General features: G+C 63.6%; 24 protein-coding genes and 1 tRNA gene. 11 read left to right on the top strand and 14 right to left on the bottom strand.

Annotated elements, in window-relative coordinates:
- Positions 1 to 21: 21 nt before the first annotated feature.
- The 4 genes from SKP52_RS08540 to hflX all read left to right on the top strand — a co-directional run bounded on the left by SKP52_RS08540 (position 22) and on the right by hflX (position 5,649).
- Positions 22 to 2,313, top strand: a complete 2,292-nt coding sequence (locus SKP52_RS08540) for a sensor histidine kinase (protein WP_228383872.1) — start codon at positions 22 to 24, stop codon at positions 2,311 to 2,313.
- The gene (gene ntrX, locus SKP52_RS08545; RefSeq protein WP_039573904.1) at positions 2,303 to 3,682 is read left to right on the top strand and encodes a nitrogen assimilation response regulator NtrX; all 1,380 of its coding nucleotides are present in this window, start codon (positions 2,303 to 2,305) and stop codon (positions 3,680 to 3,682) included. Before SKP52_RS08540 ends, ntrX begins: the two co-directional genes overlap by 11 nt.
- Positions 3,683 to 3,799: 117 nt before the next feature.
- The gene (gene hfq / locus SKP52_RS08550; RefSeq protein WP_039573906.1) at positions 3,800 to 4,300 is read left to right on the top strand and encodes an RNA chaperone Hfq; all 501 of its coding nucleotides are present in this window, start codon (positions 3,800 to 3,802) and stop codon (positions 4,298 to 4,300) included.
- 59 nt (positions 4,301 to 4,359) lie between these two features.
- The gene (gene hflX / locus SKP52_RS08555; RefSeq protein WP_407695081.1) at positions 4,360 to 5,649 is read left to right on the top strand and encodes a GTPase HflX; all 1,290 of its coding nucleotides are present in this window, start codon (positions 4,360 to 4,362) and stop codon (positions 5,647 to 5,649) included.
- Here hflX and mazG read toward each other — a convergent pair.
- From mazG to SKP52_RS08600, 10 genes are all read right to left on the bottom strand, one after another.
- Entirely contained in the window at positions 5,627 to 6,403 is a 777-nt protein-coding gene (gene mazG, locus SKP52_RS08560; protein WP_039573913.1) for a nucleoside triphosphate pyrophosphohydrolase, read from the bottom strand. The two genes, hflX and mazG, sit on opposite strands and share 23 nt — an antisense overlap.
- Positions 6,404 to 6,466: 63 nt before the next feature.
- Positions 6,467 to 6,643, bottom strand: coding sequence for a hypothetical protein (locus SKP52_RS26475; RefSeq protein ID WP_160292379.1), 177 nt, complete (start codon positions 6,641 to 6,643; stop codon positions 6,467 to 6,469).
- Complete coding sequence (locus SKP52_RS08565) at positions 6,640 to 7,404, bottom strand: MBL fold metallo-hydrolase (RefSeq protein ID WP_039573916.1); 765 nt, start codon at positions 7,402 to 7,404, stop codon at positions 6,640 to 6,642. The genes SKP52_RS26475 and SKP52_RS08565 overlap by 4 nt, the downstream gene beginning before the upstream one ends.
- Before the next feature lie 13 nt (positions 7,405 to 7,417).
- Positions 7,418 to 8,194: a TatD family hydrolase gene (locus SKP52_RS08570; RefSeq protein WP_039573918.1), complete on the bottom strand. Its 777-nt coding sequence runs from the start codon at positions 8,192 to 8,194 to the stop codon at positions 7,418 to 7,420.
- A complete protein-coding gene (gene metG, locus SKP52_RS08575) occupies positions 8,194 to 9,771 on the bottom strand; it encodes a methionine--tRNA ligase (protein WP_039573920.1) in 1,578 nt (525 codons plus the stop codon). The genes SKP52_RS08570 and metG overlap by 1 nt, the downstream gene beginning before the upstream one ends.
- Before the next feature lie 38 nt (positions 9,772 to 9,809).
- Positions 9,810 to 10,799 carry a DNA polymerase III subunit delta' gene (locus SKP52_RS08580; protein ID WP_039573923.1) on the bottom strand — a complete coding sequence of 330 codons (990 nt, stop codon included), beginning with the start codon at positions 10,797 to 10,799 and terminating at the stop codon, positions 9,810 to 9,812.
- Positions 10,790 to 11,407 carry a dTMP kinase gene (tmk, locus tag SKP52_RS08585; protein WP_039573926.1) on the bottom strand — a complete coding sequence of 206 codons (618 nt, stop codon included), beginning with the start codon at positions 11,405 to 11,407 and terminating at the stop codon, positions 10,790 to 10,792. The genes SKP52_RS08580 and tmk overlap by 10 nt, the downstream gene beginning before the upstream one ends.
- Entirely contained in the window at positions 11,404 to 12,648 is a 1,245-nt protein-coding gene (locus SKP52_RS08590) for a D-alanyl-D-alanine carboxypeptidase family protein (protein ID WP_081997269.1), read from the bottom strand. The genes tmk and SKP52_RS08590 overlap by 4 nt, the downstream gene beginning before the upstream one ends.
- Before the next feature lie 12 nt (positions 12,649 to 12,660).
- Positions 12,661 to 13,605, bottom strand: a complete 945-nt coding sequence (locus SKP52_RS08595; protein ID WP_228383874.1) for a septal ring lytic transglycosylase RlpA family protein — start codon at positions 13,603 to 13,605, stop codon at positions 12,661 to 12,663.
- A gap of 25 nt (positions 13,606 to 13,630) precedes the next feature.
- Positions 13,631 to 14,626 carry a lytic murein transglycosylase gene (locus tag SKP52_RS08600; RefSeq protein ID WP_148309255.1) on the bottom strand — a complete coding sequence of 332 codons (996 nt, stop codon included), beginning with the start codon at positions 14,624 to 14,626 and terminating at the stop codon, positions 13,631 to 13,633.
- A gap of 212 nt (positions 14,627 to 14,838) precedes the next feature.
- Here SKP52_RS08600 and SKP52_RS08605 point away from each other — a divergent pair.
- Positions 14,839 to 14,928, top strand: a tRNA-Ser gene (locus SKP52_RS08605).
- A 1-nt stretch (position 14,929) separates the two neighbouring features.
- Here SKP52_RS08605 and SKP52_RS24540 read toward each other — a convergent pair.
- Both SKP52_RS24540 and SKP52_RS08615 read right to left on the bottom strand, forming a co-directional pair.
- Positions 14,930 to 16,015 carry a flavin reductase gene (locus SKP52_RS24540; protein ID WP_052208007.1) on the bottom strand — a complete coding sequence of 362 codons (1,086 nt, stop codon included), beginning with the start codon at positions 16,013 to 16,015 and terminating at the stop codon, positions 14,930 to 14,932.
- A 111-nt stretch (positions 16,016 to 16,126) separates the two neighbouring features.
- On the bottom strand, positions 16,127 to 17,107 hold the full coding sequence (locus SKP52_RS08615) for an NAD(P)H-dependent flavin oxidoreductase (RefSeq protein WP_039573935.1): 981 nt from the start codon (positions 17,105 to 17,107) through the stop codon (positions 16,127 to 16,129).
- A gap of 121 nt (positions 17,108 to 17,228) precedes the next feature.
- On the opposite strand from SKP52_RS08615, the gene SKP52_RS08620 reads away from it, so the two are divergent.
- From SKP52_RS08620 to SKP52_RS08645, 6 genes are all read left to right on the top strand, one after another.
- Positions 17,229 to 18,410 (top strand): acyl-CoA dehydrogenase family protein, encoded by a 1,182-nt coding sequence (locus SKP52_RS08620; RefSeq protein ID WP_039573938.1) that lies wholly within the window; start codon positions 17,229 to 17,231, stop codon positions 18,408 to 18,410.
- 110 nt (positions 18,411 to 18,520) lie between these two features.
- On the top strand, positions 18,521 to 19,615 hold the full coding sequence (locus SKP52_RS08625) for an acyl-CoA dehydrogenase family protein (RefSeq protein WP_039573940.1): 1,095 nt from the start codon (positions 18,521 to 18,523) through the stop codon (positions 19,613 to 19,615).
- Entirely contained in the window at positions 19,612 to 20,817 is a 1,206-nt protein-coding gene (locus tag SKP52_RS08630; protein WP_039573943.1) for an acyl-CoA dehydrogenase family protein, read from the top strand. Before SKP52_RS08625 ends, SKP52_RS08630 begins: the two co-directional genes overlap by 4 nt.
- Before the next feature lie 11 nt (positions 20,818 to 20,828).
- Positions 20,829 to 21,611 (top strand): SDR family NAD(P)-dependent oxidoreductase, encoded by a 783-nt coding sequence (locus tag SKP52_RS08635; RefSeq protein WP_039573945.1) that lies wholly within the window; start codon positions 20,829 to 20,831, stop codon positions 21,609 to 21,611.
- 68 nt (positions 21,612 to 21,679) lie between these two features.
- Positions 21,680 to 22,930 (top strand): acetyl-CoA C-acetyltransferase, encoded by a 1,251-nt coding sequence (locus SKP52_RS08640; protein WP_039573947.1) that lies wholly within the window; start codon positions 21,680 to 21,682, stop codon positions 22,928 to 22,930.
- Positions 22,931 to 22,946: 16 nt separating this feature from the next.
- Positions 22,947 to 24,077: a CaiB/BaiF CoA transferase family protein gene (locus SKP52_RS08645; protein ID WP_039573950.1), complete on the top strand. Its 1,131-nt coding sequence runs from the start codon at positions 22,947 to 22,949 to the stop codon at positions 24,075 to 24,077.
- Positions 24,078 to 24,080: 3 nt separating this feature from the next.
- Here SKP52_RS08645 and SKP52_RS08650 read toward each other — a convergent pair whose 3' ends face one another.
- Together SKP52_RS08650 and SKP52_RS08655 are read right to left on the bottom strand one after the other, a co-directional pair.
- On the bottom strand, positions 24,081 to 24,782 hold the full coding sequence (locus SKP52_RS08650; protein WP_052208009.1) for an acyl-CoA dehydrogenase family protein: 702 nt from the start codon (positions 24,780 to 24,782) through the stop codon (positions 24,081 to 24,083).
- Positions 24,779 to 25,918 carry an acyl-CoA dehydrogenase family protein gene (locus SKP52_RS08655; RefSeq protein ID WP_039573953.1) on the bottom strand — a complete coding sequence of 380 codons (1,140 nt, stop codon included), beginning with the start codon at positions 25,916 to 25,918 and terminating at the stop codon, positions 24,779 to 24,781. The genes SKP52_RS08650 and SKP52_RS08655 overlap by 4 nt, the downstream gene beginning before the upstream one ends.
- Between the last annotated feature and the right edge of the window lie 18 nt (positions 25,919 to 25,936).

Here is a 25,936-nt window from a genome sequence, read left to right on the forward strand (position 1 = left end):
GATTGTCGTAGCATAGCAACAATGGCGCAATCCCCCCCTCTGACTCTCGATACGGATTCGGACGAAGAGGAAGTGCGCTCGGGCTTCTGGCGCTTTGCCGCCCCCGAATATTATACGTTGGCCTTGATCATCAGCGTTGCCATCGCGACCTATATTTTCGTGACGGGTGATGCGCAGAGCGAACGGCTGCTGACGCCCGCTCTCGTCGCCGCGATCATGGTCGTCAATCTGGTGCCGGCTATGGCGCTGATCGTTCTTATCGGCAGCCGAATTGCGCGCGCGCGCGCCGTGCGTTCGATGGCGGGCGGCAACGGCCGACTCCACGTCCGGCTCGTTGCGCTCTTTTCGCTCATTGCTGCGGCGCCGACCCTGCTCGTGGTGATTTTCGCATCATTGCTATTCCAGTTCGGGGTCGATTTCTGGTTCTCGGACCGGTCGCGCGGCATGTTTGAAAATGCCGCGGGCCTCGCAGAGGGCTATTATCAGGAAAATCAGCGGCAGGTCGGCGCCAATACCTTTGCGATGGCGACCGACCTTGGCAAACTGTTAACGCAGCTTCCGATCGATAGCCCGAAGTTTGGCAATTACTATTTTCAACAGGTTGTTGTTCGCAGTCTCAATGAATCGGCGATTATCGAGATCGGCCGGGATGGTGTCGCGCGCACGGCAGCCGCGGTCAGCCCCGACGATCGGGCTGCCGAGAATCGACTGACGTCCGAGATGATCGGCCGCCTTGACGCGGGCGAAGATGTCGTTGTTGTCCGGCAAGCCAACCGGATCGAGGCTGCGGTGCGGCTGCCCGGAACGGACCGCGCCTATGTTTATGCCTCGCGCGACATCAACGTCCCGGGTTTTCAGCAATCGGCGCGGGCGAGTGCGGTGCTCGCGGACTATAATAATCTGTTCGAGCGCTCGCAGCAGCTCCAATTGCAGTTCAACGGCGCCCTCTATCTAGGATCGCTTCTGCTTCTTGCGCTGGCCGTTGTCGCGGCGATCGTCGTTGCTGACCGGATCGTTCGCCCTCTCGGCACTCTGATCGGCGCAACGCGTACCGCGGCAGGCGGCGACCTGTCGGTACGTGTTACCCCGCCCGTCCGCGATGACGAGATTTCAGTACTGACCCGCGCTTTCAACCGTATGACCGAACAGTTGCAGGGACAAACGGATGCGCTCGTCAGCGTCAACGAACAACTCGAAGCCCGACGCAGCTTTATCGAAGCGGTACTGAGCGGCGTGTCGTCGGCGGTGGTGTCGGTCGATGCCGATCGTCGTATCCTGCTCGCCAATGCGGCGGCGGAGCGTTTGATCTGCCAGTCATCGGAATGCCTGACGGGCCAGCCGCTCGACGATGTCGCGCCCGAGTTGGCGCGCCTGTTGATCAGCGACGAGCGCGAAGCGATTGTTCAACTCTCGCGCAAGGATGCCGAGCCCGCGACCCTCGCCGCAAAAGCCGTCGCGCAGGGCGAAGGCTTCGTCCTGAGTTTCGAAGATATTACGCAGCAATTGCTCGACCAGCGCCGCGCGGCCTGGTCCGACGTCGCCCGGCGCATCGCGCACGAGATCAAGAATCCGCTCACCCCGATCCAATTGGCCGCCGAGCGGCTCCAGCGGCGCTTCGGCGACAAGATCGAGGGCGATGCTGCAACCTTCCGCAAACTGACCGATACGGTGATCCGGCAGGTGCATGACATGCGGCGAATGGTCGACGAGTTTTCGAGCTTCGCCCGGATGCCGAAACCTACCTTCGGGGTCGAGGATGTCCGCGATATCCTGCGCCAGGCGGTGTTCCTGTTCGAAGTGGCGAAGCCCGACATTGCCTTTGCGGTCAAAACGCCGGCCGAGATCGAACCGCTTGTTTGCGACCGCAGATTGTTGTCGCAAGCAATGACGAACATCGTAAAGAACGCGGTCGAAGCGATTGAAGAAAAATATAAAAATGCGCAATCCACGGCGACCGGCCACATCACCGCCGAACTTGAAGTCGGCGCGGATGACGAGATCGTCATTCGCGTTACCGACGACGGCATCGGCTTGCCGGAAGCGCGCGACGCGATCGCCGAGCCCTATATGACGACGCGGCAGGGCGGGACCGGGCTGGGGCTCGCGATCGTTAAGAAGATCGTCGAGCAGCACTATGGCGAACTGGAATTTTCGGACAATCCGACGGGGCAGGGGACGTGCGTCACCCTGACGCTCCACCCCGACCGGTTGAGGCCCTTGGCCGGCAAGGGCGGGGAGACAAGCATGGGGCATAGCGAATCGGTTCTTGGACGTGTCCGGAACCGGCAGGACAGAGAAGATCATGGCGCTTGATATTCTGATCGTCGATGACGAACGCGACATCTGCGACCTCGTCGCCGGCGTCATGGAAGACGAAGGTTATGAGGCGCGCACCGCCTCCGACAGCGATTCGGCGCTCGAAGCGATCCGTCAGCGGCGTCCGTCGCTTGCGCTGATCGACGTGTGGCTGCAGGGGTCGCGGCTCGATGGGCTCGGGCTCGTCGAGGCGATCAAGGCGTTCGACCCGACGCTGCCGATCATCGTCATCTCGGGCCATGGCGGGCTCGACACGGCGGTCGCGGCGATCCGCCGCGGCGCGTACGACTTCATCGAGAAACCTTTCGAAGCATCGCGCCTGCTCCATCTCGTGGCGCGCGCGACCGAAAGCGAGCGGCTGAAGTTCGAATATGAGCAGCTCCGCGAAAAGGCGGGGCCGTCGGACGAGCTCACGGGAACCAGCGCCGCAATTAACAACGTCCGCGCGACGCTGAAGCGCGTGGCGGGGACCGGCAGCCGCGTGCTGATCACCGGCGCGCCGGGCGTCGGCAAGGAAGTCGCAGCGCGCGTGCTCCACGGCTGGAGCGGGCGGCAGACGGCGCCCTTCCGCGTCATTTCGTCGGCGCGCATGGACCCCGAAACGGTCGAAACCGAATTGTTCGGGTCGGAAGCCGAAGATGGATCGATCCGCGTCGGGCTGCTTGAGCAGGCGCACGGTGGCACCCTGTTCCTAGACGAGGTCGCCGACATGCCGCTGACCACGCAGGGCAAGATTTTGCGTGTGCTGACCGATCAAAGCTTCACCCGTGTCGGTGGCCGCACGATGATCCGCGTCGACGTCCGCATCATTTCGGGATCGGCGCGCGATCTGATGACCGAAATTGCCGAAAGCCGGTTTCGCGAGGATCTCTATTACCGGCTCAACGTCGTGCCCGTGCATATCCCGCCGCTGCGCGAGCGGCGCGACGATATCGCCAGCCTTTGTGACCATTATATCCGCCGTTACGCCGCCGACCGCCGCGTTGCGCCGCCCGAGATCAGTTCGGAGGCGATGGCGGCGCTCCAGGCGCATGAGTGGCCGGGCAACGTCCGCGAATTGCGCAATGTGATCGAACGCGTGATGATCCTGGCGCCGAGCGACCGCCTGGCGCGGATCGACGCCGACATGCTCCCCGCCGAACTGGTGCGCGGTGGGGCCGACATATTGCCCAATTCGGAATCGATCACCGCAATCCCGCTCAAGGAAGCGCGCGAGAATTTCGAGCGCGAATATCTGCGTATCCAGATCAACCGCTTTTCGGGCAATATCTCGCGCACCGCGACCTTCATCGGCATGGAACGCTCGGCGCTGCACCGCAAACTGAAACTTTTGGGCCTTACCGAGAGTTCGGACGGCGAGGGATAGCGGCTTTGCGCTAGACCTTCGGCGACCTTTGCCGCATATTGGGCACGCAAAGAAGGTCTTAAAGCCGGAAAACCGGCTCCATACCCGCGGTTCTACCGCCAAAAACAGGAGGCAAATGTGTCCGATAAAAACCAGAATCTCCAGGATATTTTCCTCAACGCCCTTCGTAAGAGCAAGACGCCGGTGACCATGTTCCTGGTCAAGGGTGTAAAGCTGCAGGGTATCATCACTTGGTTCGACAATTTCTCGCTGCTGCTCCGCCGCGACGGTCAGTCGCAGCTGGTCTACAAGCATGCGATCTCGACCGTTATGCCGTCACACGATTTCGATCTGGCGCTACTCGGCGACAATCTCCGCGACGCACCAGCGAGCAAAGGCAAGGCGCTGCAGGATGTGTTCCTCAACGCGGTGCGCAAGTCGGACGAGTCGGTGACGATGTTCCTCGTCAACGGCGTGATGCTGCAAGGCGATATCGTGGCGTTCGACCTGTTCTGCATGCTGCTCGAGCGCGAGCGCCAAGTCCAGCTCGTCTATAAGCACGCGATTTCGACGGTTCAGCCGAACGGCCCGATCAACCTGACCGACAGCGAGCCGGACGCCGAAGCGGACAACGCCTGATCGACCCGATAGCCGACAATGAAGACGAGGTAACGCGCGGCGCCGCCGCGCTTATCGTCGTGCCCGAATGGCATAGCCAGCGGCTTGCTCGCGACCTTGACGCGCGCGCCGAGGAGGCAAGGGGGCTTGCGCTGGCCATCGGGCTCGATGTCGTTGCGGTGCACACGCTCCGGCTGCGCCAGACGCGCGCCGCGACGTTGCTCGGCGTCGGCCAGATCGAGGCGATCATACCCGATATTGCGGCTAAGGGAGTGCAACTGGTCGTCGTCGACGCGGCGCTTAGCCCGATCCAGCAGCGCAATCTCGAAACCGCGTTTGGCACCAAGGTGATCGACCGCACCGGGCTGATCCTCGAAATCTTCGGCGAGCGCGCCGCCACCGCCGAGGGGCGGCTGCAGGTCGAACTCGCGCATCTCGATTATCAGGCGGGGCGGCTGGTGCGCAGCTGGACACACCTTGAGCGCCAGCGCGGCGGTTTCGGGTTCCTCGGCGGGCCCGGCGAAACGCAGATCGAGGCCGATAGGCGAATGATTCGCAACCGCATGGCGCGCATCCGCCGCAGCCTTGAGGATGCCCGCCGCACACGTCAGTTGCAGCGGTCGAAACGGCAGCGTGCACCGTGGCCGGTGGTGGCGCTCGTTGGCTATACGAACGCCGGAAAATCGACCTTCTTCAATCGGTTGACGGGAAGTGACGCCATGGCGGAAGACATGCTCTTTGCCACGCTAGATCCGACAATGCGCGAGATCCGGCTGCCCGGGATCGAAAAGGCAATCCTGTCGGACACCGTCGGGTTCGTGTCCGACCTGCCGACCGAGCTGGTCGCGGCATTCCGCGCCACGCTCGAGGAGGTCACCACCGCGGATCTCATTGTCCACGTCCGCGATATCGCCCATCCCGATAGCGAGGCGCAATATGACGACGTCCGCGCGATCCTGAACTCGCTCGGTGTCAACGGACCGCAGGACGACGGGGAGGGCGATGCACCGCCGGCGATCCAGCAGATCGAAATTTGGAACAAGATCGATACCGCCGATGACGAACGACGTGCAGCAATCGAGGAAATGGCGGCGCGGCGCCCAGATGTCGCGCTGATCTCGGCGGTAACGGGCGAGGGCGTTGAGAACGCGCGCATTCTGATGGCGTCGCAATTGACCGCGCAGCACAAGGTCCGGCGCATCTATCTGACCTATAGCCAAGGCGAAGCGGCGGCATGGCTCCACGCGCGCGGCGAAGTGCTGGCGGATGAACCCGAGGCCGAAGGGCATGTCCTGACTGTCCGGCTCGATCCCGCCGACAGCGCGCGGTTCGAGCGACTATGGCCCGCTACCGACGTTCCGACACCTTAACCGCCAGCCAATGGCTTTCCTGCACGTCGAGCGAAAGCCCCGACAGGCTGCCACCTGCGAGCTCTTCCATCGCCGCAAACCGGCGCGCGAATTTCATATTGGCATCGCGCAGCGCACCTTCGGCATCGACACCCAACTTGCGCGCATAATTGACGACCGCGAACAGCAGGTCGCCGACTTCCTCATGCCGCTCGTCATCGTTCGTTGCTTGCGCGACCTCGGCCATTTCTTCGTCGATCTTCGCAAGCGGCCCTTTGGTGTCGGGCCAGTCGAAACCAACGCGCGCGGCGCGGCCCTGCAGCTTTTGCGCGCGCAACAATGCGGGCAAAGACGAAGCGACGCCCGTGAGCGCGCCCGCTGCGCCACCGTCGGCCGATCGCTCGGCCGCCTTGATCTGTTCCCATTGCTGGCGCACGTCGTCGGTCTTGCCATCGCCGAAAATATGCGGGTGCCGGCGCTCCATCTTGTCGCTGATCGCATTGGCGACATCGTTGAAGCCGAACAGGCCGTCATCGGTCGCAATCTGGCTTTGAAAGACGACCTGGAGCAACAGGTCGCCAAGCTCTTCGCAAATGGCCGCAGGATCGCCGCCGGCGATCGCGTCGGCGACCTCATAGGCTTCTTCGATCGTGTAGGGCGCGATCGTCGAGAAGTCCTGCGCCAGATCCCATTCGCAGCCGCCATCGGGATTGCGCAATCGCGCCATGATGGCGAGCAGGCGGTCGATGGGGGATTGGGTTGCCGTCTCGGCCATGTGATTATCCGATAATATATATTATGTTAAATATCGACGAATATGAGAAGGGGTAAGGCCCCGCTATGTCACCGCCTGCCACGTGCGAATGACGAGGAACACGAGCCCGAAGATCGCGACCCACGCCAGCGCCATCTTCAACCAATCAGCCATCGGCAACCGGCGTGCGAAGAGCGAGCTCAGCACCAATGTGAACGCGCCCACGAACCAGAGCATCTGCACTGCCGTTTCGCCCGTCATAGCTGCACCTCCAGCCCATCATATCCCGGTTCGACACCCGGCGGCAATTCGGCCGCAAGGTCTTCATAATCCATCGTATTGTCCATATGCGTGATGATTGCGCGCGGATTGCCGACCTTCGCAAGACCTTCGAGCGTCATCGCCAGATGCGGATGCGTCGGATGCGGATAGCGGCGCAGCGCATCGATGACGAACAGGTCGACGCCTTGGAAAAAATCGACCATTTCGTCGGTAAATTTCGAGAAGTCAGTTGCATAAGCGATCTTGTGCGCACCGTCGCTGAAGATCAACCCAGACGCCTTGATCGGCCCGTGCGGCATTTCGATCGCCGATACTTCGATAGGGCCGATCGATTGATGATCGTGAAGGTCGATCGGATCAACCGACGCTGGATATCCGGCGTTGCCGGCAAAAGCATAGGTGAAGCGCCATTTCAGGATGTCGAGCACATGGTCGCGCGCATAGACCGGCACCGCTGATCGGCGCAGATGCATGACCTGTCGAAGATCGTCGAGGCCGTGCGTATGGTCGGCATGCTCGTGGGTCCAGATTACGGCATCGATTTCACCCACGCCCGCGTCGAGCAGTTGGAGCCGCATATCGGGGCTGGTGTCGACAAGGATACGAAAGCCGCCGAGCGACACCATGATAGAAGCTCGGCTGCGGAGATTTCGCGGATTGTCGGGATCGCACTGCCCCCAGTCATTGCCGATGCGCGGGACGCCCGAAGAAGTGCCGCAACCGAGGATTCTCAGCCTCATGGCGTGTATGGCGTCATGGCAGCGCCTTGTTGAAAAGCGTGTAGAAATTGGCGGCTGTCACCGCCCTGAGTGTTTCCGCGTCCTCTCCACGCAAGTAGGCGAGGAAAGCGAGCGTATCGGCGACAAAAGCCGGCTCGCCGGTCTTGCCTCGATGCGGGACGGGGGCGAGGAAGGGGGAATCGGTCTCGATCAGCAGACGGTCCTGCGGCAACCATTTCGCCGTCGCCTGTAGGTCGGAGGCGTTCTTGAACGTCACGATGCCCGAGATCGAGATGAAGAGCCCGAGATCGAGCGCCTTGCGCGCGAAGTTATCGCTTGCAGTGAAGCAGTGGATCACGCCCGGAAATTCGGCCTTCCCCATTTCCTCGCCGAGCAGCCTAAGCGTATCTTCCTCGGCATCGCGCGTGTGGACGATGATCGGCAGGCCGGTCTGCTGCGACGCGTGGATGTGGCGGCGGAAACTGTCCTGCTGCCGTGCGCGGTCGCTCTTGTCGTAATAATAGTCGAGCCCGGTCTCGCCGATCCCGATTACCCGCGGATGCGCAGCACGCTCAACGAGCTTCGCGGTATCGACATCGGGGTGATGGTCGGCGTCGTGCGGATGGATGCCGACGCTGGCCCAGACGTCGTCGTTCGCTTCGGCGGCCGCGAGCACATCGTCCCATTCGCTTTCGCGCGTCGCGATGTTGAGCATCGCGGTGACGCCGCGAACGCGGGCGCGTTCCAGCACTTCGCCCTGCTGCTCGGCGAGGCCTTTGTAGTTGAGGTGGCAGTGCGAATCGACGAGCATCAGACCTCCCCTTCTCCTTCGGGCAGTTCGAGGCGTGGGAAAATGGCCACGGGTTGTCCGACGGTGAAACCACTGGCCGAGAGTTTCGCAAACCAGTCGTTATCGGCGAGCGCCGCGGAATTTCGCGCATCTTCGGCTATACCCATCTGGTCGAGCAGATTGTCGGCCGCCGCCGGCACCACGGGCCGGATAGCGATCGCCAGGGTGCGAACCGCCCTGAACAAGGTCATCAGCACCGCCCGCATTCGCTCCGGGTCGGTCTTGCGCAGCGCCCACGGCGCCTGTGTGTCGACATATTGGTTGCAGGCGAATACCGCGCGAATCCAGTCCTCGATGCCGACCGAGAATGCAAGCTGCTCGAATTCGCGTGGCAGGCGGGCCGCCGCCATGTCGGTGAGGTCGGCGAGGAGGTCTATATCGTCATTTGCTGGCGAATAGTCGACCGAAAGTTTGCCATGCAAATTCTTGAAAATCATCGACAAGCTGCGTTGAGCGAGATTGCCAAAGCTGTTCGCAAGGTCGGCGTTTGCGGTTCGCACGATCGCGTCGGCCGAATAGGTACCGTCCTGCCCGAAGCTGACTTCGCGGAGGAGATAGTACCGCAGTGCGTCGACCCCGAACTGGTCGGCGAGCGCCATGGGGTCGACGACATTGCCGAGCGACTTCGACATTTTCTCGCCGCGGTTGAGCAGGAAGCCGTGGCCGAACACCTGCTTGGGCAGCGGCAGGTTCGCGCTCATCAGAAAGGCCGGCCAGTAAACGGCATGAAAGCGCACGATATCCTTGCCGATCATGTGGATATTCGCTGGCCAGAATGTTCCGAAATCGCTGTCGGGATCGGGATAGCCCAGCCCCGACAAATAGGTGGTGAGCGCGTCGACCCACACATACATGACATGCCCCGGCGAACCCGGCACAGGCACGCCCCAGTCGAAGCTGGTGCGCGATACGCTAAGGTCTTTGAGCCCGCCTTCGACAAAGCGCATCACTTCGTTGCGGCGAGTTTCGGGGCGGATGAAATCGGGATTGTCGTTGTAGAGCGCGAGCAGCTTGTCCTGATATCTGGACAGGCGGAAAAACCAGCTTTCCTCGACGGTCCATTCGACCGGCGTGCCCTGCGGAGAGAGGCGGATGCCCCCTTCCCCGTCGGTCAGTTCGCTTTCGTCGTAGAAGGCTTCGTCGCGCACCGAATACCAGCCCTCGTAGCGGTCGAGATAAAGATCGCCATTCGCTTCCATCGCGCGCCAGATCGCCTGCGACGCGGCGTGATGCGTGGCGTCCGACGTGCGCATGAAATTGTCATAGCTGATGTTCAGTCTAGCGTACATCTCACGGAAATATCCCGACATTTCGTCGGCAAGGTCGATCGTCGCGCGGCCCTGGTCGCGTGCGGTCTGGAACATCTTCAGCCCATGCTCGTCAGTGCCGGTGATGAGCCGCACGTCACGGCCGCGCGCGCGCTGGAAACGTGCCATGACGTCGGTCGCAATCGCTTCATAGGCGTGGCCGATATGCGGACGGCCGTTGGGGTAGCTGATCGCCGTGGTGATATAGAAAGGTTCGGTGTTTTCGGACATGGCCGCGCCTTAGCCGTTGGCGCGCGCGAGGGAAAGCGTCAGCGTGCGGTTTGCCCCGCACGCGGCGCCAATTCGGCAAGGCAGTTGCCGATTTCGAACCCCACCATCGCCCCGTCGTACGATCCGCGTATCGCATCGCGCACGGTGCGCTGGACGCGGTCCCATTGCGCGAGGATCGGTGCGATCTCGGCCACCGGCCGTTCGCGTGCCAGGCGCGCAAGCAGCCCGGGAACGATATCAATCACTAACTCGAGCCGGGCGCGATTACTGGTCCCTCCAACCTCGCGTGCGAGCGCCTCGCGGAGGCGGTTTTCGGGATCGCCCGACGTCGCGATAGCGAGCAATTTCTTTTCCATCACCGCAACATCGCTGTCGATCAGCGCGAGCGCCTTCCCCGGCACCCCCCCCGATGCGGCGACGATCGCGCGGACCTCGGCCAGCTCGAGCATCGGACGCAGTTCGTGCAGCCATGCTGTCATGACGTCACGGGCAACAGGCTGAAAACGTAGCGTTCTACATCGTGACCGGATCGTCGGTAGCAAGCGTCCCGGCGAGTGGCTGACGAGCAGGAAGAGCGTTTTCGTCGGCGGTTCTTCGAGTGTCTTGAGCAGCGCGTTAGCGCCGTCGGTCTCCAGATCGTCAACGGCGTCGACGATGATCACGCGCCAGTCGCCGAGCGACAGCGAGAGGTGGAGACGGCGGATCATCTGTCGGACCTGCTCGATCGTGATGTTGCGCGCCAGTTCCTTGGCTTTGTCCTTAGGCTGGCGGGCAAGGCGGAGAATTTCGGGGTGGTTTCCGGCATCGACTAGGCGCCCCGCAGCACCATCGCCCGGATCGTCGAGACCGATCACTTGTCCCTCGCCGCCACGGCCATGGGTGACGAGAAAACGCGCGACGCGCTCGGCGAACGCGCCTTTCCCCATGCCATGGGGTCCGGCGAGGAGCCAGGCATGATGAAGGCGGCCACCCTGCCACGCCTCGAGAAAAGCCTTTTCGGCGTCGTGATGGCCGATAATCACAGCCATTCCGCGAGTTCGGCGAGAATCGCAGCGGTGACATCGGTGGCGGCCGCGTCGGCATCGACGATCCGCCATCGGCTGGGCTCGCTCATTGCCATCTCGACGAAACGAGCCGCGAGCCGCGCCTGATAATCGGCAGGTTTATTGCCCATTCGGTCTCGGCCACCGCGTTCGGTCAGCCGCCGTGCGGCTTCGTCGGCGCTCACGGTGAGCAGGAAGGTACGGTCGGGTAACAAACCCAGCGAACCAAAGCCGTGCAGTGTCAGCAGATCGGCATCGGTGATGCCGCCGCCACCGCCTTGATAGGCGCGGCTCGAATCGACAAACCGATCGCAGAGCACCCAGGCGCCGCGATCGAGCGCCGGACGAATGGTTCGCGCAACATGATCGGCGCGCGCCGCAGCGAACAGCAACGCCTCGCTGCGCGAATCCCAGCGGTCGTCGCTGCCCTCCATCAGCAGCGTGCGGATCGCTTCCGCGCCCGCGCTGCCACCCGGTTCGCGCGTCGCCACGGCTTCGATATCGCGCGCCTCCAGCGCCGCTGAAAGCGCGCGGATCTGGGTCGATTTACCGACCCCCTCCCCGCCTTCCAGCGTGATAAAGCGCCCTGTCACAGTCCGGTCAGCCGGTAAAATCCGGTTCGGGCGCGCGACCACCAGCCGCCCTCCGCCTTGGCCACATCGGCTGCGGCGATTAGCGGCGTCGTTTGTGGCGGCAATCCATCGGGCGTGACGACGAGGTCGGCGACAGGCGTGCCGCGCGTGACGGGCGCTGCGATAGGAGCTTGGCTGCGCATCACAGCGCGATAGCCGCCCTCATAGCCCTTGGGAACCGTCATCCGGACAGCGATTCCCGTCCGGGTGGCGACCGCTGGAAAGGCGCCTTTTCGGATGTCGACGTGGCCGAGACTGGCGCCGGCGGGCAGAATTTCGCGCCCCTCCCACTCGTCGAAACCCCATTTCATCAGCCGCTCGGCCTCGTCGCGCCGCGCCTTTTCGCTGCTCATGCCGGCGACCACCATGATCAGGCGGCGCCCTTTGCGTTTCGCCGAACCGAGGAAGCAATAGCCCGCTTCGGTAGTGTGGCCGGTTTTCAGGCCGTCGGCGCCTTCGAAGCGGCCGAGGATCGGGTTGCGATTGGGCTGGATGATCGGTTTGCCCTCGGGCGACGTGCCATGCTGAAGCTTTGGCAACGAGAAATAGCGATTATAGCCATCCGGATGGTCGCGGATCAGCCGGTCGGCAAGCGTGACGAGGTCGGCGGCGCTGACCTTGGTGACGCCACCATCGGGCCAGCCATTCGGTGTTCCGAAGCGACTCGATGCCATCCCAATTCTGGCAGCTACAACATTCATTCTTTTGACGAATGCCTCCTCGCTTCCGTCGATTCCGACCGCGAGAACAGCTGCCGCATCATTGCCCGACACGGTAATCAGGCCCTTGAGCAGTTCGTCGACCGAGACTTTTTCGTTCGGACTAAGGAACATTGTCGATCCGCCGGTGCTGCCGTTCCATTTCTTCCAGGTCGTTTCGCTAACGGTAAATCGTTTATCGCGCGCCAGTTCGCCTTTTTTAAGCAGGTCGAACACGACATAGGCCGTCATCACTTTCGCCATAGATGCGGGAGCGAAGCGTTTGTTGGCGCCACGCGAAAAGAGGATTGCGCCCGAATCAATATCTTTGAGCAAGACGATTGGCGCCTGCGTGACATAGAGCGGGCGGCTCACGGGAGCATTTTTGGCCGGCGCGCTTTTCGGGCGGGAATCGCTCGCAGATGTTGCCGGAAAGGCGAAGCAAAGCGCAAACACCGTCAGCGCCGCCGCGCCGCCTTTCGCAAGGATGGCTGGCCTTCCCACGGCGTCCGGCCGTTAGCGGTCGCGCTGGACTACCGCGTCGCGGAAGCCCTTGGTTTTGACCTTGCCGAGGGCGCCACGCGCGTCGGCGTCGCTGGCGAAGGGGCCCACGCGGACGCGCCACAGATTGCCGGCCTTGGTGACATACCCGCCGACCGACTTAGCCGCCGCATTGGCGCGGCTTTCGGCGCTGAACGCGCCGACCTGAACGACATATTTTCCCGCGACTGCGGCAGCGGCCTTGGTTGCCGTCGCTGCCGGCCTCGTCGCCGGTGCGGGCTTGGTGGTTCCGGGGCCTTCGACGACGAAGCGGTCATCGCCCGGCTTGGCCTTGCCCGACGCGATCGGCGCCGCCGGCTGGGCGGCGACCGTCGCCGCCGCGTCGCCCGCCGCTTTGGGTGCCGGCAAAGCCTTCGCCTTGCTGCGCAGGATCGCCAGCAGCGATTCGGGGGTCGCGATCCGTTCGGGAACCGGCTTCCCCGCGCGAAGCTGCGCGCGTTCTGCCAGCGGCGGATTGGTGCGACGGACGCGGACCGCGGAAACGCCGTCGGTCAGCCCCAATTGTTCGGCGGCGCCGCGCGACAGGTCGATCAGCCGGTCGCCGACCATCGGGCCGCGGTCGTTGACGCGTACGAGGATCGTCCGCCCGGTATCGAGCGCGGTGACCTCGACATAGCTGGGCAGCGGCAATGTCTTGTGGGCGGCCGAGATACCCGCGGGATCGAAAATCTCGCCATTCGCGGTGGGGCGCCCGGCGAGTTCCTCGCCATACCAGCTGGCATAGCCGACGTCGTCATAGTCGGGGATATCGGCGGGCGTATAGGTGACGCCTGCAATCGTGTAAGGATCACCGACCTTAACCGGCACATCGGCGACGCCGTTCGCTGCCGTCGTCGGGCTGGCCGTCGGTCTCCCTTCGCGCGTGCCGTCCATGCTGCCACAGCCGGAGAGCAATAGCATTGCCCCCGCCAACAGGCCCCCGCCCCTAACGATCGATTTCATCCGCCAGCAACCCCACAGATAATGCGTAAAAATTGGAACAATTATAGTCCAATATCGCACGATAGTTACCGGTCAGCAAATAGGCGGTGCGACCGGGGCCATCTGGTTCGAGCAAGGTCGCCTGGACGTTGCCGTCGGGCCACCTGCCATCGACCGGTTGGATACCGGCCGCACGCCATTCGGACATCGAGCGCCAGCGACTATGGCGGTCGAAAACGCGCGGACAGCGGGTGGGCGTCAGACGGTTGGCGACCACGCCGCGATTGAAGCCGGCGGGCACGGTGACCGCGACGCCCCACGGCTGCCCGGCGCGCCAGCCCGCGTTGCGAAGATAGGATCCGATCGATTCGATCGCATCGGCTTCGCTCGACCAGATGCGCGCAACGCCGTCGCCGTCACCGTCCTCGGCGACGCGCAGATAGACCGACGGCAGGAATTGGGGATAGCCGAAAGCGCCAGCCCAGCTGCCCTTCAGCACGCTGCGCGGCACGCCGCGTTCGACCATCACCATCGTCGCGATCAGCTCGGGTTCGAACAGGCTACGGCGGCGCCCTTCATAGGCGAGCGTCGCGAGCGCCTCGGGCAGGTCGAAATTCCCGGTCACCTGGCCATAGGCGGTTTCGTGGCCATAGATGGCGATCATGATGCTCGTCGGCACGCCGGTGCGCTGTTCGATACGGGACAGCAGCGGCAGCAACCGGTCGTGGACGCGACGGCCGCCGCCGATGCGCGCGGCATCGACATGCTTCACTCTGTACGGCGCAAAGGCGGGGATCGGGGTATTGGGATTTGGCGGACTGCCCAGATTGTCGCGATCGAGCGCGACGACGCGGGCATTATAGCTTAACCCCGCGGTCACCCGGTCAAAGGTCGTTCGCGACACGCCGCGCGCTTGCGCCTTCGGCCACAGCGACTGGACATAGGCGGCGAATCCCCCGTCGCCGCTTTGCGCGTGGAGCGGCGCCGAGGCGGTGAGCATCCACGCCGACAGGAACGCCGTGGTGATCGCGAAAAGGCGTCCGATTCTGAAACGTATAGCGTGCGTCATGTCCCCACCCATAGGACGTGTGTCGCACAGATGCGAGCGGCTTGGCTAGGCGTTGGCGGGACAAGGCGAGTCATTCGCGCGACGGGTCGAGAAGGCAAGGTTTCGCTTGCCGCCGGACGATCGCGCGCTATGGCGACGGCCAAGGACAGGTGGCCGAGTGGTTTAAGGCAGCGGTCTTGAAAACCGCCGTGGGTGCAAGCTCACCGTGGGTTCGAATCCCACCCTGTCCGCCAATTACGCGAAATGCAATCGCCGGTATTTTCCGCGGAAATAGAGCAAGGGGTCGCGGTGCGGCTCGAACTGCGCGCGCACTACACGGCCGACGAGGATGAAGTGATCGCCGGCTTCGTGCAGCGATTCGTGCTGGCATTCGAACGACACGAGTGAACTGCCGAGCAGCGGGACGCCGGTATGGCCCGGCGCCCATGGCTGGTTGGCAAAACGGTCCTCGCCCCGCGCGGCAAACCGGTTCGAGGTCGGTTGCTGTCCGATTTGCAGGACGTTTACGCCGAAATGCGTGGCCTCGCGCAGGGTGGGCGCTGTTCCCGCGGTGTTTGCTATGCAAACAAGAAGCAGCGGCGGATCGAGCGAGACCGAGGTAAAACTGTTCGCAGTCAGGCCGACCGGCGTGCCTTCGGCATCGAGTGCTGTCACAATTGTGATGCCGGTGGCAAAACAGCCCATCGCGTCCCGCAGCGTGCGCGGGTCCGACCCCGCCTTGAACTCCATCGCCTCGCGCGGCTGGCGCCGTTCTAGAAATTCGAGCAATTGGCCGAGCAGCGCTTCTTTACGGTCCGATGCGAGTTCGAGGTCGCAATCATTAATGTCGGCGCTCTGGCCGAGCGGCAGTGCGGCGAAGAAGGCATCGCTGTCGGCGCTTGCCTCTGCGGGAGAAAAGCCGCCGCGAACGGCGAGAGTTGGAAGGACAAGGCGCGTCGCGGCGGCGCTTGCAATAACCACGTCGTCGACGGGCATGTCGACGAGAACAAGCCCCGCGGCGAGATGCGTCCCATCATCGAGGCCCAGCGCGTGCGCAGCGATCCAGCTGCCGCGTCCCGCTGCGACCACCACGGGCCTAGATCCCATCTGCGCGAGAACGGCGCGCAAATCCTCGATATGCGGCGCCAGGTCGGTGCCATCGCGAAGGTCGAGATTGACGACGCGGCGGCCCGAGAGCACGAGCGCCTCGGCGACCTCGCGCCAATTCGCGCGGCTTTGGCCGATGTCGGGGACCAGGAGGACCGCCGGGTCATTCTCGTCACCCAGCATGTCGGCCGCCAGAACAACGCCGCCGAAACCTTTATATTCGATGAGGCTCAAAAATCCCCCTTGCCGTGCCGGCAGGCTGAAGCCGACGGCGTCCGATATGATCGATTGCGAAGAATCAGACCATATCGAAAGCCGCCGCGTCGCGCCAGCGTGCGGGGCGCATTAGGCGCGCATCGACGCCAGCCGCTGGTCAACGATCGCATCGGCGTCGGCGATGATCCGGTCGATGAGTTGTCGGCAGGTCGGGATATCGTGGATCAGCCCCTGCACCATGCCCGCCCAGAACACGCCCTTCGAAAGGTCCCCGGTTTCGAGCAATTCGCGGCCCGCCTTGCCGTTCACCAGTTCGGCGACGTCGGCGAAGGTCGCCTCGGGCACCGCGAGGCGGCGCACCACCTCTTCGCTCACCTCGCTCTTGCCGACGCGCGCGGTGTTCTTGAGGCTGCGGAAGATCAGGAAACTGCCGCGTTCGTCATTATCGATATAGGCCTGCTTCACATTTGGGTGGATCGGCGCCTCGACGGTGGCGCAGAAGCGCGTGCCCATGTTGATGCCCTCTGCGCCGAGGGTGAGCGCGGCGACGAGGCCGCGGCCATCGCCGAAGCCACCCGAGGCGAGCATCGGGATCTTCAACTTGTCGGCGGCGGCGGGGATCAGGATCAAGCCGGGGATATCGTCCTCGCCCGGGTGGCCGGCGCATTCGAAGCCGTCAATCGAGATGATGTCGCAACCCGCGCGTTCGGCCGACAGCGCGTGGCGCACCGCGGTGCATTTATGAAGGATGGTCACGCCATGGGGTTTCAGCATCTCCCAAATTTCGCGCACCGCCTGTGTGCCCGCGGTCTCGACGATCTTGACTCCGCCGTCGATGATCGCCTGCGCATAGGCCTTGTAATCGGGCGCGTTGATCGTCGGGAAGACGGTCATGTTCACGCCGAAGGGCTTGTCGGTCATCGCACGGCAACGCTCGATCTCGGCGCTGAGTGCTGCGGGCGATGGCTGGGTCAACGCGGTCAAAATGCCGAGGCCGCCGGCGTTGGACACCGCGCTCGCAAGTTCGGCATAGCCGACGCTCTGCATCCCGCCCTGGACGATCGGATGCTCGATACCCAGCATTTCGGTGATGCGTGTCTTGAAAGCCATCTCGATCTCTCCTGCGCGATCCCGCCCTTACGGCATGTCCGCCGCGATCCATGAAATAACTTGACGCTTACGTCAACGTCGGGTTGACTTAAGGGATAGTTAGATAACGAAGGGAATCGGGATGGCGGCGCGCGAAGGCATATCGGATCGGGCGCTGGCGATTGCCGCAAAGGTCGAAAGCTTCGTGCGCGAAATCGTCGTTCCCTATGAGCGTGACCCACGCCGCGACCATCATGGTGCACCGACCGACGAACTTGTGATGGAAATGCGCGACCATGCGCGCGCCGCGGGTGTGCTGACCCCGCACATCCTCGGCGACGGCGATCATCTCAATCAGCGTGAGACCGCCGTCGTGCTGATCAAAAGCGGCCTCTCCCCGCTCGGTCCCCTCGCTTGCAACACGATGGCGCCCGACGAGGGCAATATGTATCTGCTCGGCAAGGAAGGCAGCCCCGAAATCAAGGAACGGTTCCTGAAGCCGATGGTCGAGGGCCGCGTCCGCTCGGCCTTCTTCATGACCGAACCCGCCGAAGAGGGCGGCGCCGGATCCGACCCGTCGATGATGAAGACGACCTGCCACCTCGACGGCAATCATTGGGTGGTGAACGGCCGAAAGACCTTCATCACCGGCGCGCTCGGCGCGCGCGTCGGCATCGTGATGGCGAAATCCGAACAGGGCGCTTGCATGTTCCTCGTCGATCTGCCCGACCCCGCAATCCATATCGACGATGTGCCGAACACGATCGACAGTTCGATGCCCGGTGGCCACGCGACGCTGACGATCGACAATCTGCGTGTCCCCGCCGACCAGATGCTGGGCGAGGCCGGCGAAGGCTTCCGCTATGCGCAGGTCCGCCTGTCCCCTGCCCGCCTGTCGCACTGCATGCGCTGGCTGGGCGCGTGCATCCGGGCGCACGAAATTGCGACCGATTATGCCAACCGCCGCGAAGCGTTTGGCAAGCCGCTGATCGAGCATGAGGGCGTCGGCTTCATGCTCGCCGAAAATATGATCGATCTGAAGCAGGCCGAACTGATGATCGACTGGTGCGCATCGGTGCTCGACACCGGATCGCTCGGCACGGTCGAAAGCTCGATGGCGAAAGTAGCTGTGTCGGAGGCGCTGATGCGCACCGCCGACCGCTGCGTCCAGGTGATGGGCGGTACCGGCGTGACCGACAAGACGATCGTCGAACAGGTGTTCCGCGAAGTCCGCGCCTTCCGCATCTACGACGGCCCGACCGAGGTTCATAAATGGAGCCTCGCGAAGAAGATCCGTCGCGACTGGAAAGCCGGGCTGGCCTGACAAGGTCGCCAGTTGCGACGGGAAAAGCACAGCCTCAAAGTGCTTGACGTTTACGTCAACGTCCGGTTCACTGGCGGCAACGAGACAATGGGAGAAGGACGGGTGCAGGCATGACCATCCTCTACGATGAAGGTCAGCAGGCGATCGCGACCGAGTCGCGGCGCGTATTGGAGGCGCGGGTCGACAAGGACGCGCTGCTGCCGCTTCTCGAAAGGGTCGGCGAATATCATCGCCCCTTCTGGGATACCGCGAAGGAACAGGGCTGGACCGGGCTTGCGCTTCCCGAAGCCAATGGCGGACTGGGCCTTGGGTTGGCCGAGCTTGGCCTGATCGCGCATCAGGCAGGGCGCAGCATCAGCGGGGCGCCGTTCCTGACGTCGAGTTTTGGCGCGGCCAAGGCGATCGAGCTGTTCGGTTCCGACGCGCAGAAGCTGCGTTGGCTGCCCGGACTGGCAAGCGGCGAAATCATCGGCGCGGTAGCTTTTGCGGCCGGTCCCGACGCGCTGCCCCCCTGCCCCGACGTGACCTTTACCGACGACCGGCTCGACGGTATCGCGCGTGGCGTTTCCGCCGGGCTCGCGGCGAATATCGCCATCGTTTATGCAAATGGTCCGGGTATGCGGGTGCTCGCGCTGGTCGAACTCGCCGGAACGCAGCGCTCGGCAGTACCGAGCTTCGACAATAGCCGCCTGATCGCCGACATCGGCTTTTCGGGCGCGTCGGCTGAAACGCTTGCAGCCGGCGATGCAGCGCGCGATGCGGCGCTCCATATACTGGCGTTGCAAGCTGTCGTGACGGCGCATGAACAGACCGGCGGCGCCGAGGTGCTGATGGAAATCGCACGCGACTATGCGCTGACGCGAAAGGCGTTCGGCCAGCCGATCGGCGCTTTCCAGTCGGTGAAACATCGTATCGCCGAACTTTACGGGCTGGTCGAACTGGCGCGTGCGAACTGCATCCATGCCGCGGCGCGGGAGGGCGCCGCCGATTTCGTTACCGCGGCCGCGGCTGCGCGGTTGTCCGCGACCGAAGCCTATGACACCGCGGCGCGGGACTGCATCCAGATCCATGGCGGCATCGGTGTGACATGGGAAATCGGGCTGCACCTTCATATGCGCCGCGCACGCAGCCTTGCGATCGAACAGGGCAGCAGCCTGTTCTGGGAGGACGTCCTCGTCGATCAACTCGCGGGAGAAGCGGCATGAGCGATCTCGAATCCTATCGCGCCAAGGCCGCGGCCTGGCTCCAGTCGATGGCCCCGACCTTTGGCCGCAACGCACGCAAAGGCCTTTCCGAGGCCGATGATTTGGCGCTCGGCCGCCGGTATCAGAAAGCGAAGTTCGACGCGGGTTTTGCCGGGATCAACTGGCCGACCGAATATGGCGGCCAAGGACTGAGCCATCTCGAAAAGGTCACCTTCGACGCCGAAGAAATGAAGCACGGATTTCCGAGCTTCTATTTCGGCATCTCGCTCGGCATGCCGGTGCCGGTGCTGATGCAGTTCGGCAGCGACAAGGATTTCGTCAAGGAACGCGTGCTGAAAGCGCTGCAGGGCGAAGAAATCTGGTGCCAGCTCTTTTCCGAACCGTCTGGCGGGTCGGACCTCGCCGGCCTGCGCACCAAGGCCGAACCCGACGGCAATGGGTGGAAGATCAACGGGCAAAAGGTGTGGACCAGCTGGGCGCATTATAGCGACTATGGCGTCATCGTCGTGCGCACCGACCCCAATGTGCCGAAGCATAAGGGCCTCACCTATTTCTGGGTCGACATGAAGGCGCCGGGTGTCACGGTGCGCCCGATCAAGCTTGCGGGCGGCGAAAGCCACGTCAATGAAGTCTTCTTCGACGATGTGAAGATCAGCGACGATCACCGCATGTCGCCGGTCGGCGGCGGCTTTGCGGTCGCCATCGCGACGCTGATGATAGAGCGTTATGTCGCGACCGACAGTGCGGGGTTCGGCCCGCATCTCGACCTGTTCGTCGAACTCGCGAAAGAGATTCAGCTCAACGGCCGGCCGGCGATCGAGGACGGCCGCATCCGGCAACAGATTGCGCGCAACTATGCGATGCGGTCGGGGCTCGATTCGATCAACGTGCGCGCGCGGCTGATGATGCAGACGGGCATGATGCCTGGGGCCGAGGGCTCGCTGAACAAGCTGGTCGCGGTGCGCTCGCGCCAGAAGCTTTCGGAACTGGCTATCGATCTGCAAGGCAGCGACGGTTTCCTTTTCGACGAACATGCCTCGCAAAAGGAGGATTGGGCGTCGAGCTGGATCAACGCGCCGACGGGCCGCATCGCGGGCGGATCGGATGAGACGTTGCTCAACACGATTGCGGAAAAGGTGCTTGGCCTGCCGCAGGATCATCGCCCCGACAAGGGCATTCCCTTCAACCAGATCCCCGCCTGAGGAGCCGCCCCATGAAAATCGATTCTACGGTTGCAGCAGTTGTGACGGGCGGTGCATCGGGGCTTGGCCGTGCGACGGCAGAGGCGCTCGCCGCGTCGGGGGTGAAGGTCGCAATCTTCGATATCAACGACGCGCTTGGTGAAGAACTCGCGGCGTCGATCGGGGGACTGTTCGTTCATGTCGATATTACCGACGAGCAATCGGTGCTCGATGGCTATGCGAAGGCGCGCGCCGCGCATGGGCAGGAGCGCGTGTGCGTCCACTGCGCGATGACCTCGCGGCGCGGCAAGACGCTCGCTTACGACAAGGAGAGCGGCGGGTATCGCCGAACGCCCACCGCCGACTATGCCTTTGGCGTCGAGGGCATATTGACCGCGAGCTATCGTGTCGCATCGATCTCGGCCGAAGGCATGGCCAGTTTACCCGCAATGGAAGACGGCGAACGCGGCGCGATCGTGCTCACCGCCTCGGTCGCGGCGCAGGATGGTCAGATCGGCCAGGTCATCTATGGCTCGGCAAAGGCCGGCGTGAACGGCCTTGTCCTGCCGATGGCGCGCGACCTGATGGACCTTGGCATCCGTGTCAATTCGATCATGCCCGGCGTGTTCGGCACGCCGCTGCTCAACAATATGAACCCGAAGGTGAAGGAGAGCCTTGAAGCCTCAGTCCCCTTCCCCAAGCGGCTTGGCAAGGCCGAGGAATATGCGAGCCTTGCGATGGAGATGGTCCGCAACACCTATTTCAACGGCCAAGCTGTGCGCCTCGACGGCGCAATTCGAATGGCCCCCCGCTGAGCTCCCCATCAACTCGCTTTCAATCAACCGACGATCTTCGAAGCTCTCCACGAAAGGATATCCACACCATGGCCGAGGCCTATATCATCGACGCCGTCCGTACCCCGCGCGGGGTCGGCAAGCCCGGAAAGGGCGCATTGTCGCACCTCCATCCGCAGCATCTTGCCGCGACCGTGCTCGCCGCGATCCGCGACCGCAACGATCTGGACACCGCGACGGTCGACGACATCGTCTGGTCGACATCGAGCCAGAACGGCAAGCAGGGCGGCGACCTTGGCCGGATGGCGGCGCTTTCGGCCGGGTACGATACGAAGGCGAGCGGCACGACGCTCGACCGCTTCTGCGGCGGCGGCATCAGCTCGGTGAACTTCGCGGCGGCCAGCGTGATGAGCGGCATGGAAGATTGCGTCATCGCCGGCGGCACCGAGATGATGAGCTATACGACCGCTTATGCGGCCGAACAGGCGAATGCGGGCCTGCCGCAGCGGCTGATGGGATCGGGCCATGAGGCGCTCGACGAACTGCATCCGCAATCGCACCAAGGTGTATGCGGCGATGCGATCGCGACGATCGAAGGCATCAGCCGCGAAGCGCTCGACGCGCTGGCGCTCGTCAGCCAGCAGCGCGCCGATCGCGCGATCAAGGAAGGCCGTTTCAACAAGTCGGTGGTCCCCGTTCTCAACCCCGATGGCAGCGTCGCGCTCGACCATGAAGAATTCCCGCGGCCGGAAACGACCGCCGAGGGGCTCGCGGCGCTCAAGCCCGCCTTCACCGGGCTCGCCGATTTCGACCTTGGGGGCGGCTTCACCTTTCGCAAGCAGGTCAATCGCCGCTACCCGGATGTCGAGATCCAGCATTTCCACCATGCCGGCAACTCGTCGGGCGTCGTTGATGGTGCCGCGGCGTTGCTGCTGACGTCGAAAGACTATGCGGACAAGCATGGCCTGAAGCCGCGCGCGCGCGTCGTCGCCTACGCCAATATCGGTGACGATCCGACTCTTATGCTCAATGCCCCGGTTCCCGCAGCGAAGAAGGTGCTCGAAAAGGCGGGGCTGACCAAGGACGACATCGACGTCTGGGAAATCAACGAGGCCTTCGCGGTCGTCGCCGAAAAGTTCATCCGCGATCTCGATCTCGACCGCGAGAAGGTGAACATCAACGGCGGTGCGATGGCACTCGGCCATCCGATCGGCGCGACCGGGTCGATCCTGATCGGGACCGCGCTCGATGAGCTTGAACGTTCGGGTGGCCGCTATGGTCTCGTCACGATGTGCGCCGCGGGCGGCATGGCGCCCGCGATCATCATCGAACGTATCTGAGCGACAGGAGAAGAGTATGACCGGGCCGCTAAAGGGTATCAGGATCATCGAGTTTGCAGGGATAGGTCCTGGTCCCTTCTGCGGCATGATGCTCGCCGACCATGGCGCCGAGGTGATCCGTATCGATCGCCCCGGCGGCTTCATGGATCCGCGCGATCCGCTGAGCCGCAACCGCACGTCGATCATACTCGATATGAAGAAGCCGGAGGCGGTGCAGATCGCGCGCGATCTTTGCAAAAGCGCCGACGGGATCATCGAGGGTTATCGGCCGGGGGTCATGGAACGGCTCGGGCTGGGGCCGGACGTGCTGCTCGCCGACAATCCAAAGCTTGTCTATGGCCGCATGACGGGCTGGGGGCAGTATGGTCCCTATGCGCAGGCGGCGGGCCACGACATCAACTATATCGCGCTGTCGGGTGTCCTCCACGGCATCGGCCGTGCGGGCGAAAAGCCCGTGCCGCCCGCGAACTATGTCGGCGATTTTGGCGGTGGCGGGATGATGCTCGCGTTCGGCATGTCGAGCGCGCTCGTCCACGCCGCGCGCACCGGTGAGGGCCAGGTGATCGACTGTGCGATGACCGATGGCTCGGCGCTGCTCGCAGGGATGAGCTGGTGGTTCCATGCGGCGGGACGGTTGCAGGACCAGGCGGGGGTCAACATGCTCGACGGCGGCGCGCATTTCTATGACAGCTATGCGTGCGCCGACGGCAAGTTCATCTCGATCGGGTCGATCGAGCCGCAATTCTATGCGCTGCTCCGCGAGAAGACCGGGCTGACCGACGACGCCGATTTCGACGCGCAGATGGACCCGGCGCAATGGGGGCCGCTGAAGGAAAAGCTCACAGCCTTGTTCGCGACCAAGACCCGCGACGAATGGTGCGCGCTCATGGAAATGACCGACGTCTGTTTCGCGCCGATCCTGTCCCTGAGCGAAGCGCCGCAGCATCCGCACAATGTCGAACGTGAGACGTTCCTGACGGTGGGCGGCGCGGTCCAGCCCGCCCCCGCCCCGCGTTATTCGGCAACGGTCAACGACACCCCGCGTCCGGCGCCCGCTGTCGGTGCCGACGGCGACGCTGTGCTGACGGGACTGGGCTATGATGCAGGCAAGATTGCGACGCTGCGCGAAGGTGGCGCGGTGCGCTGACGCTCAGGCGTCGCGCGCGGTCATTGTGTCCCACAGGCCGCGGCCTCCAAGAGCGGCAACCTGACGGCCGAGGATCTGCGCCCAATGGTCATCGTTGCCGTGCGCGCCGCGCCAGCGCATCAGGGGCACCGTAAGGCGGTGGAGCTCATATTCTGCGGTAAAGCCGATTGCGCCATGAACCTGATGCGCGATCGACGTGACGACACCGACGGCCCGGTTGGCACGCAATTTTGCCGCAGCAATTTCGAACCCTGCCGCAGCCGCATCGAGCTTCGCCGTATCGAGCCGCGCCGCCAGCGCCGCCGCCACCGCGCCGACGGCGCGAACTTCGCATGCCATAACCGCGAGCGATTGCTGCACCGCCTGAAACTTGCCGAGCGGGCGACCGAACTGCTGGCGCGTGTTCACATGATCGATCGAGAGCGTGAGAGCCCGATCCATCGCTCCGGCCATCAGGCTTACAGTCGCTGCAGGCTGGAGCGTTTCGCCGGCGATCAGTTCGGCGACGGGTAAGTCGGGCACCGCCATCCCCGCGATCTGCAGAACGGCATTCACATCGCCCCAGTCGCCACCGAAACCGCCTTGCTCTTCCGCAACCAGCAGCAATCCGAAGCCCGCTTCTTCGATAGGCGCGATACCCACCGTCTCCGCTTCGGCGAAGACCGCACGCGCGGTATCGCAGAGCAAGGCGCGCGCGTCGCTCACCTGAGGCCCAATCCGCGCGCTATGATGCCCCGGATCACTTCGCGCGTACCGCCGCGCAGCGAGAAGCTCGGCGATGCGATAAGTAACGCGCGCAGGAGTCGTGCGAGATCATCTTCGTCATCCCAACCGCTTGTCACGATCGCCTGCACGCGGCGCGGCATATCCTGTTCGAAGGCGTTGCCCAATTCCTTGACTACGGACGCCTCGACCATCGGGTCTTCGCCTGCCGCGAGCTTCGCTGCGGTCGACATCGACAATTGGCGCAGCGTCCACATTTCGGCGGTGAGTTCGCCGATCAGGGTTGCGATTGCAGGCGCGGGATCTGGCCCTGCCGTATCGATCAGCGCGACCAGCAGCGCATGGCTCGACAGATAACGTTCGGGGCCCGAACGTTCGAGCCCGAGTTCGGCGGTGACCTGCTTCCACCCCTGCCCGTGTTCGCCGACCAATGCGCCATGCGGCACGAGCGCGTCATCGAAAAAGACTTCGTTGAAATCGTGGTGGCCCGCCATGTCGATGATCGGGCGGATCGTAATGCCGGGCGTGTCGAGGTCGATCAGCAGCTGGCTGAGCCCGACGTTGCGTTCGCTGCCCTCCTCGGTTCGGACGAGCGCGAGCATGATGTGCGAGAAATGCGCGCCGGTGGTCCATATTTTCTGGCCGTTGATGCGCCAGCCATCCGCGGTTTCACGCGCCATTGTCCGCACCGCGGCAAGGTCCGATCCCGCACCCGGCTCCGACAGGCCGATGCAGGCGTAAAGCTCGCCGCGCGCGATGCCTGGCAGGTAACGCTCGCGCTGTTCCTCGCTGCCGTAGCGCAGAATCAGGGGGGCGGTTTGACGGTCGGCAATCCAGTGCGCGCCGACCGGCGCTCCGGCCGCGAGCAATTCCTCGATCACGACATAACGTTCGAGTGGGTGTCGGTCGCCGCCGCCGTATCGCGCCGGCAACGTCATGCCGACATAGCCCGCCGCCCCAAGCGCGCAGCTGAAATCGGGATCGAAGCTCGCCCAGCAATTCGCCCGCGCAACGACGTCGCTCTGCGGCTGGTTCACCGCGAGCCATGCCCGCAAATCGGCGCGCAGTGAGGCAATGTCGCCGGGCGGATCGAAAGGGTAGAGCGCAAAGCCTTGCATGTCGCACCAGCCATGCAA

The sequence above is a fragment of the Sphingopyxis fribergensis genome (assembly GCF_000803645.1).
GTDB lineage: Bacteria > Pseudomonadota > Alphaproteobacteria > Sphingomonadales > Sphingomonadaceae > Sphingopyxis > Sphingopyxis fribergensis.

Excerpts from the sequence above, each read along its gene's own strand:
- SKP52_RS08540 (WP_228383872.1), top strand. The coding sequence starts at position 22 with ATGGCGCAATCCCCCCCTCTGACTCTCGATACGGATTCGGACGAAGAG.
- ntrX (WP_039573904.1), top strand. The coding sequence starts at position 2,303 with ATGGCGCTTGATATTCTGATCGTCGATGACGAACGCGACATCTGCGAC.
- mazG (WP_039573913.1), bottom strand. The coding sequence starts at position 6,403 with ATGGCCGAGACGGCAACCCAATCCCCCATCGACCGCCTGCTCGCCATC.
- SKP52_RS26475 (WP_160292379.1), bottom strand. The coding sequence starts at position 6,643 with ATGACGGGCGAAACGGCAGTGCAGATGCTCTGGTTCGTGGGCGCGTTC.
- SKP52_RS08565 (WP_039573916.1), bottom strand. The coding sequence starts at position 7,404 with ATGAGGCTGAGAATCCTCGGTTGCGGCACTTCTTCGGGCGTCCCGCGC.
- SKP52_RS08570 (WP_039573918.1), bottom strand. The coding sequence starts at position 8,194 with ATGCTCGTCGATTCGCACTGCCACCTCAACTACAAAGGCCTCGCCGAG.
- metG (WP_039573920.1), bottom strand. The coding sequence starts at position 9,771 with ATGTCCGAAAACACCGAACCTTTCTATATCACCACGGCGATCAGCTAC.
- SKP52_RS08580 (WP_039573923.1), bottom strand. The coding sequence starts at position 10,799 with ATGGCTGTGATTATCGGCCATCACGACGCCGAAAAGGCTTTTCTCGAG.
- SKP52_RS08595 (WP_228383874.1), bottom strand. The coding sequence starts at position 13,605 with ATGCTATTGCTCTCCGGCTGTGGCAGCATGGACGGCACGCGCGAAGGG.
- SKP52_RS08600 (WP_148309255.1), bottom strand. The coding sequence starts at position 14,626 with ATGCTCACCGCCTCGGCGCCGCTCCACGCGCAAAGCGGCGACGGGGGA.
- SKP52_RS08615 (WP_039573935.1), bottom strand. The coding sequence starts at position 17,107 with ATGGCTTTCAAGACACGCATCACCGAAATGCTGGGTATCGAGCATCCG.
- SKP52_RS08620 (WP_039573938.1), top strand. The coding sequence starts at position 17,229 with ATGGCGGCGCGCGAAGGCATATCGGATCGGGCGCTGGCGATTGCCGCA.
- SKP52_RS08625 (WP_039573940.1), top strand. The coding sequence starts at position 18,521 with ATGACCATCCTCTACGATGAAGGTCAGCAGGCGATCGCGACCGAGTCG.
- SKP52_RS08630 (WP_039573943.1), top strand. The coding sequence starts at position 19,612 with ATGAGCGATCTCGAATCCTATCGCGCCAAGGCCGCGGCCTGGCTCCAG.
- SKP52_RS08635 (WP_039573945.1), top strand. The coding sequence starts at position 20,829 with ATGAAAATCGATTCTACGGTTGCAGCAGTTGTGACGGGCGGTGCATCG.
- SKP52_RS08640 (WP_039573947.1), top strand. The coding sequence starts at position 21,680 with ATGGCCGAGGCCTATATCATCGACGCCGTCCGTACCCCGCGCGGGGTC.
- SKP52_RS08645 (WP_039573950.1), top strand. The coding sequence starts at position 22,947 with ATGACCGGGCCGCTAAAGGGTATCAGGATCATCGAGTTTGCAGGGATA.
- SKP52_RS08655 (WP_039573953.1), bottom strand. The coding sequence starts at position 25,918 with ATGCAAGGCTTTGCGCTCTACCCTTTCGATCCGCCCGGCGACATTGCC.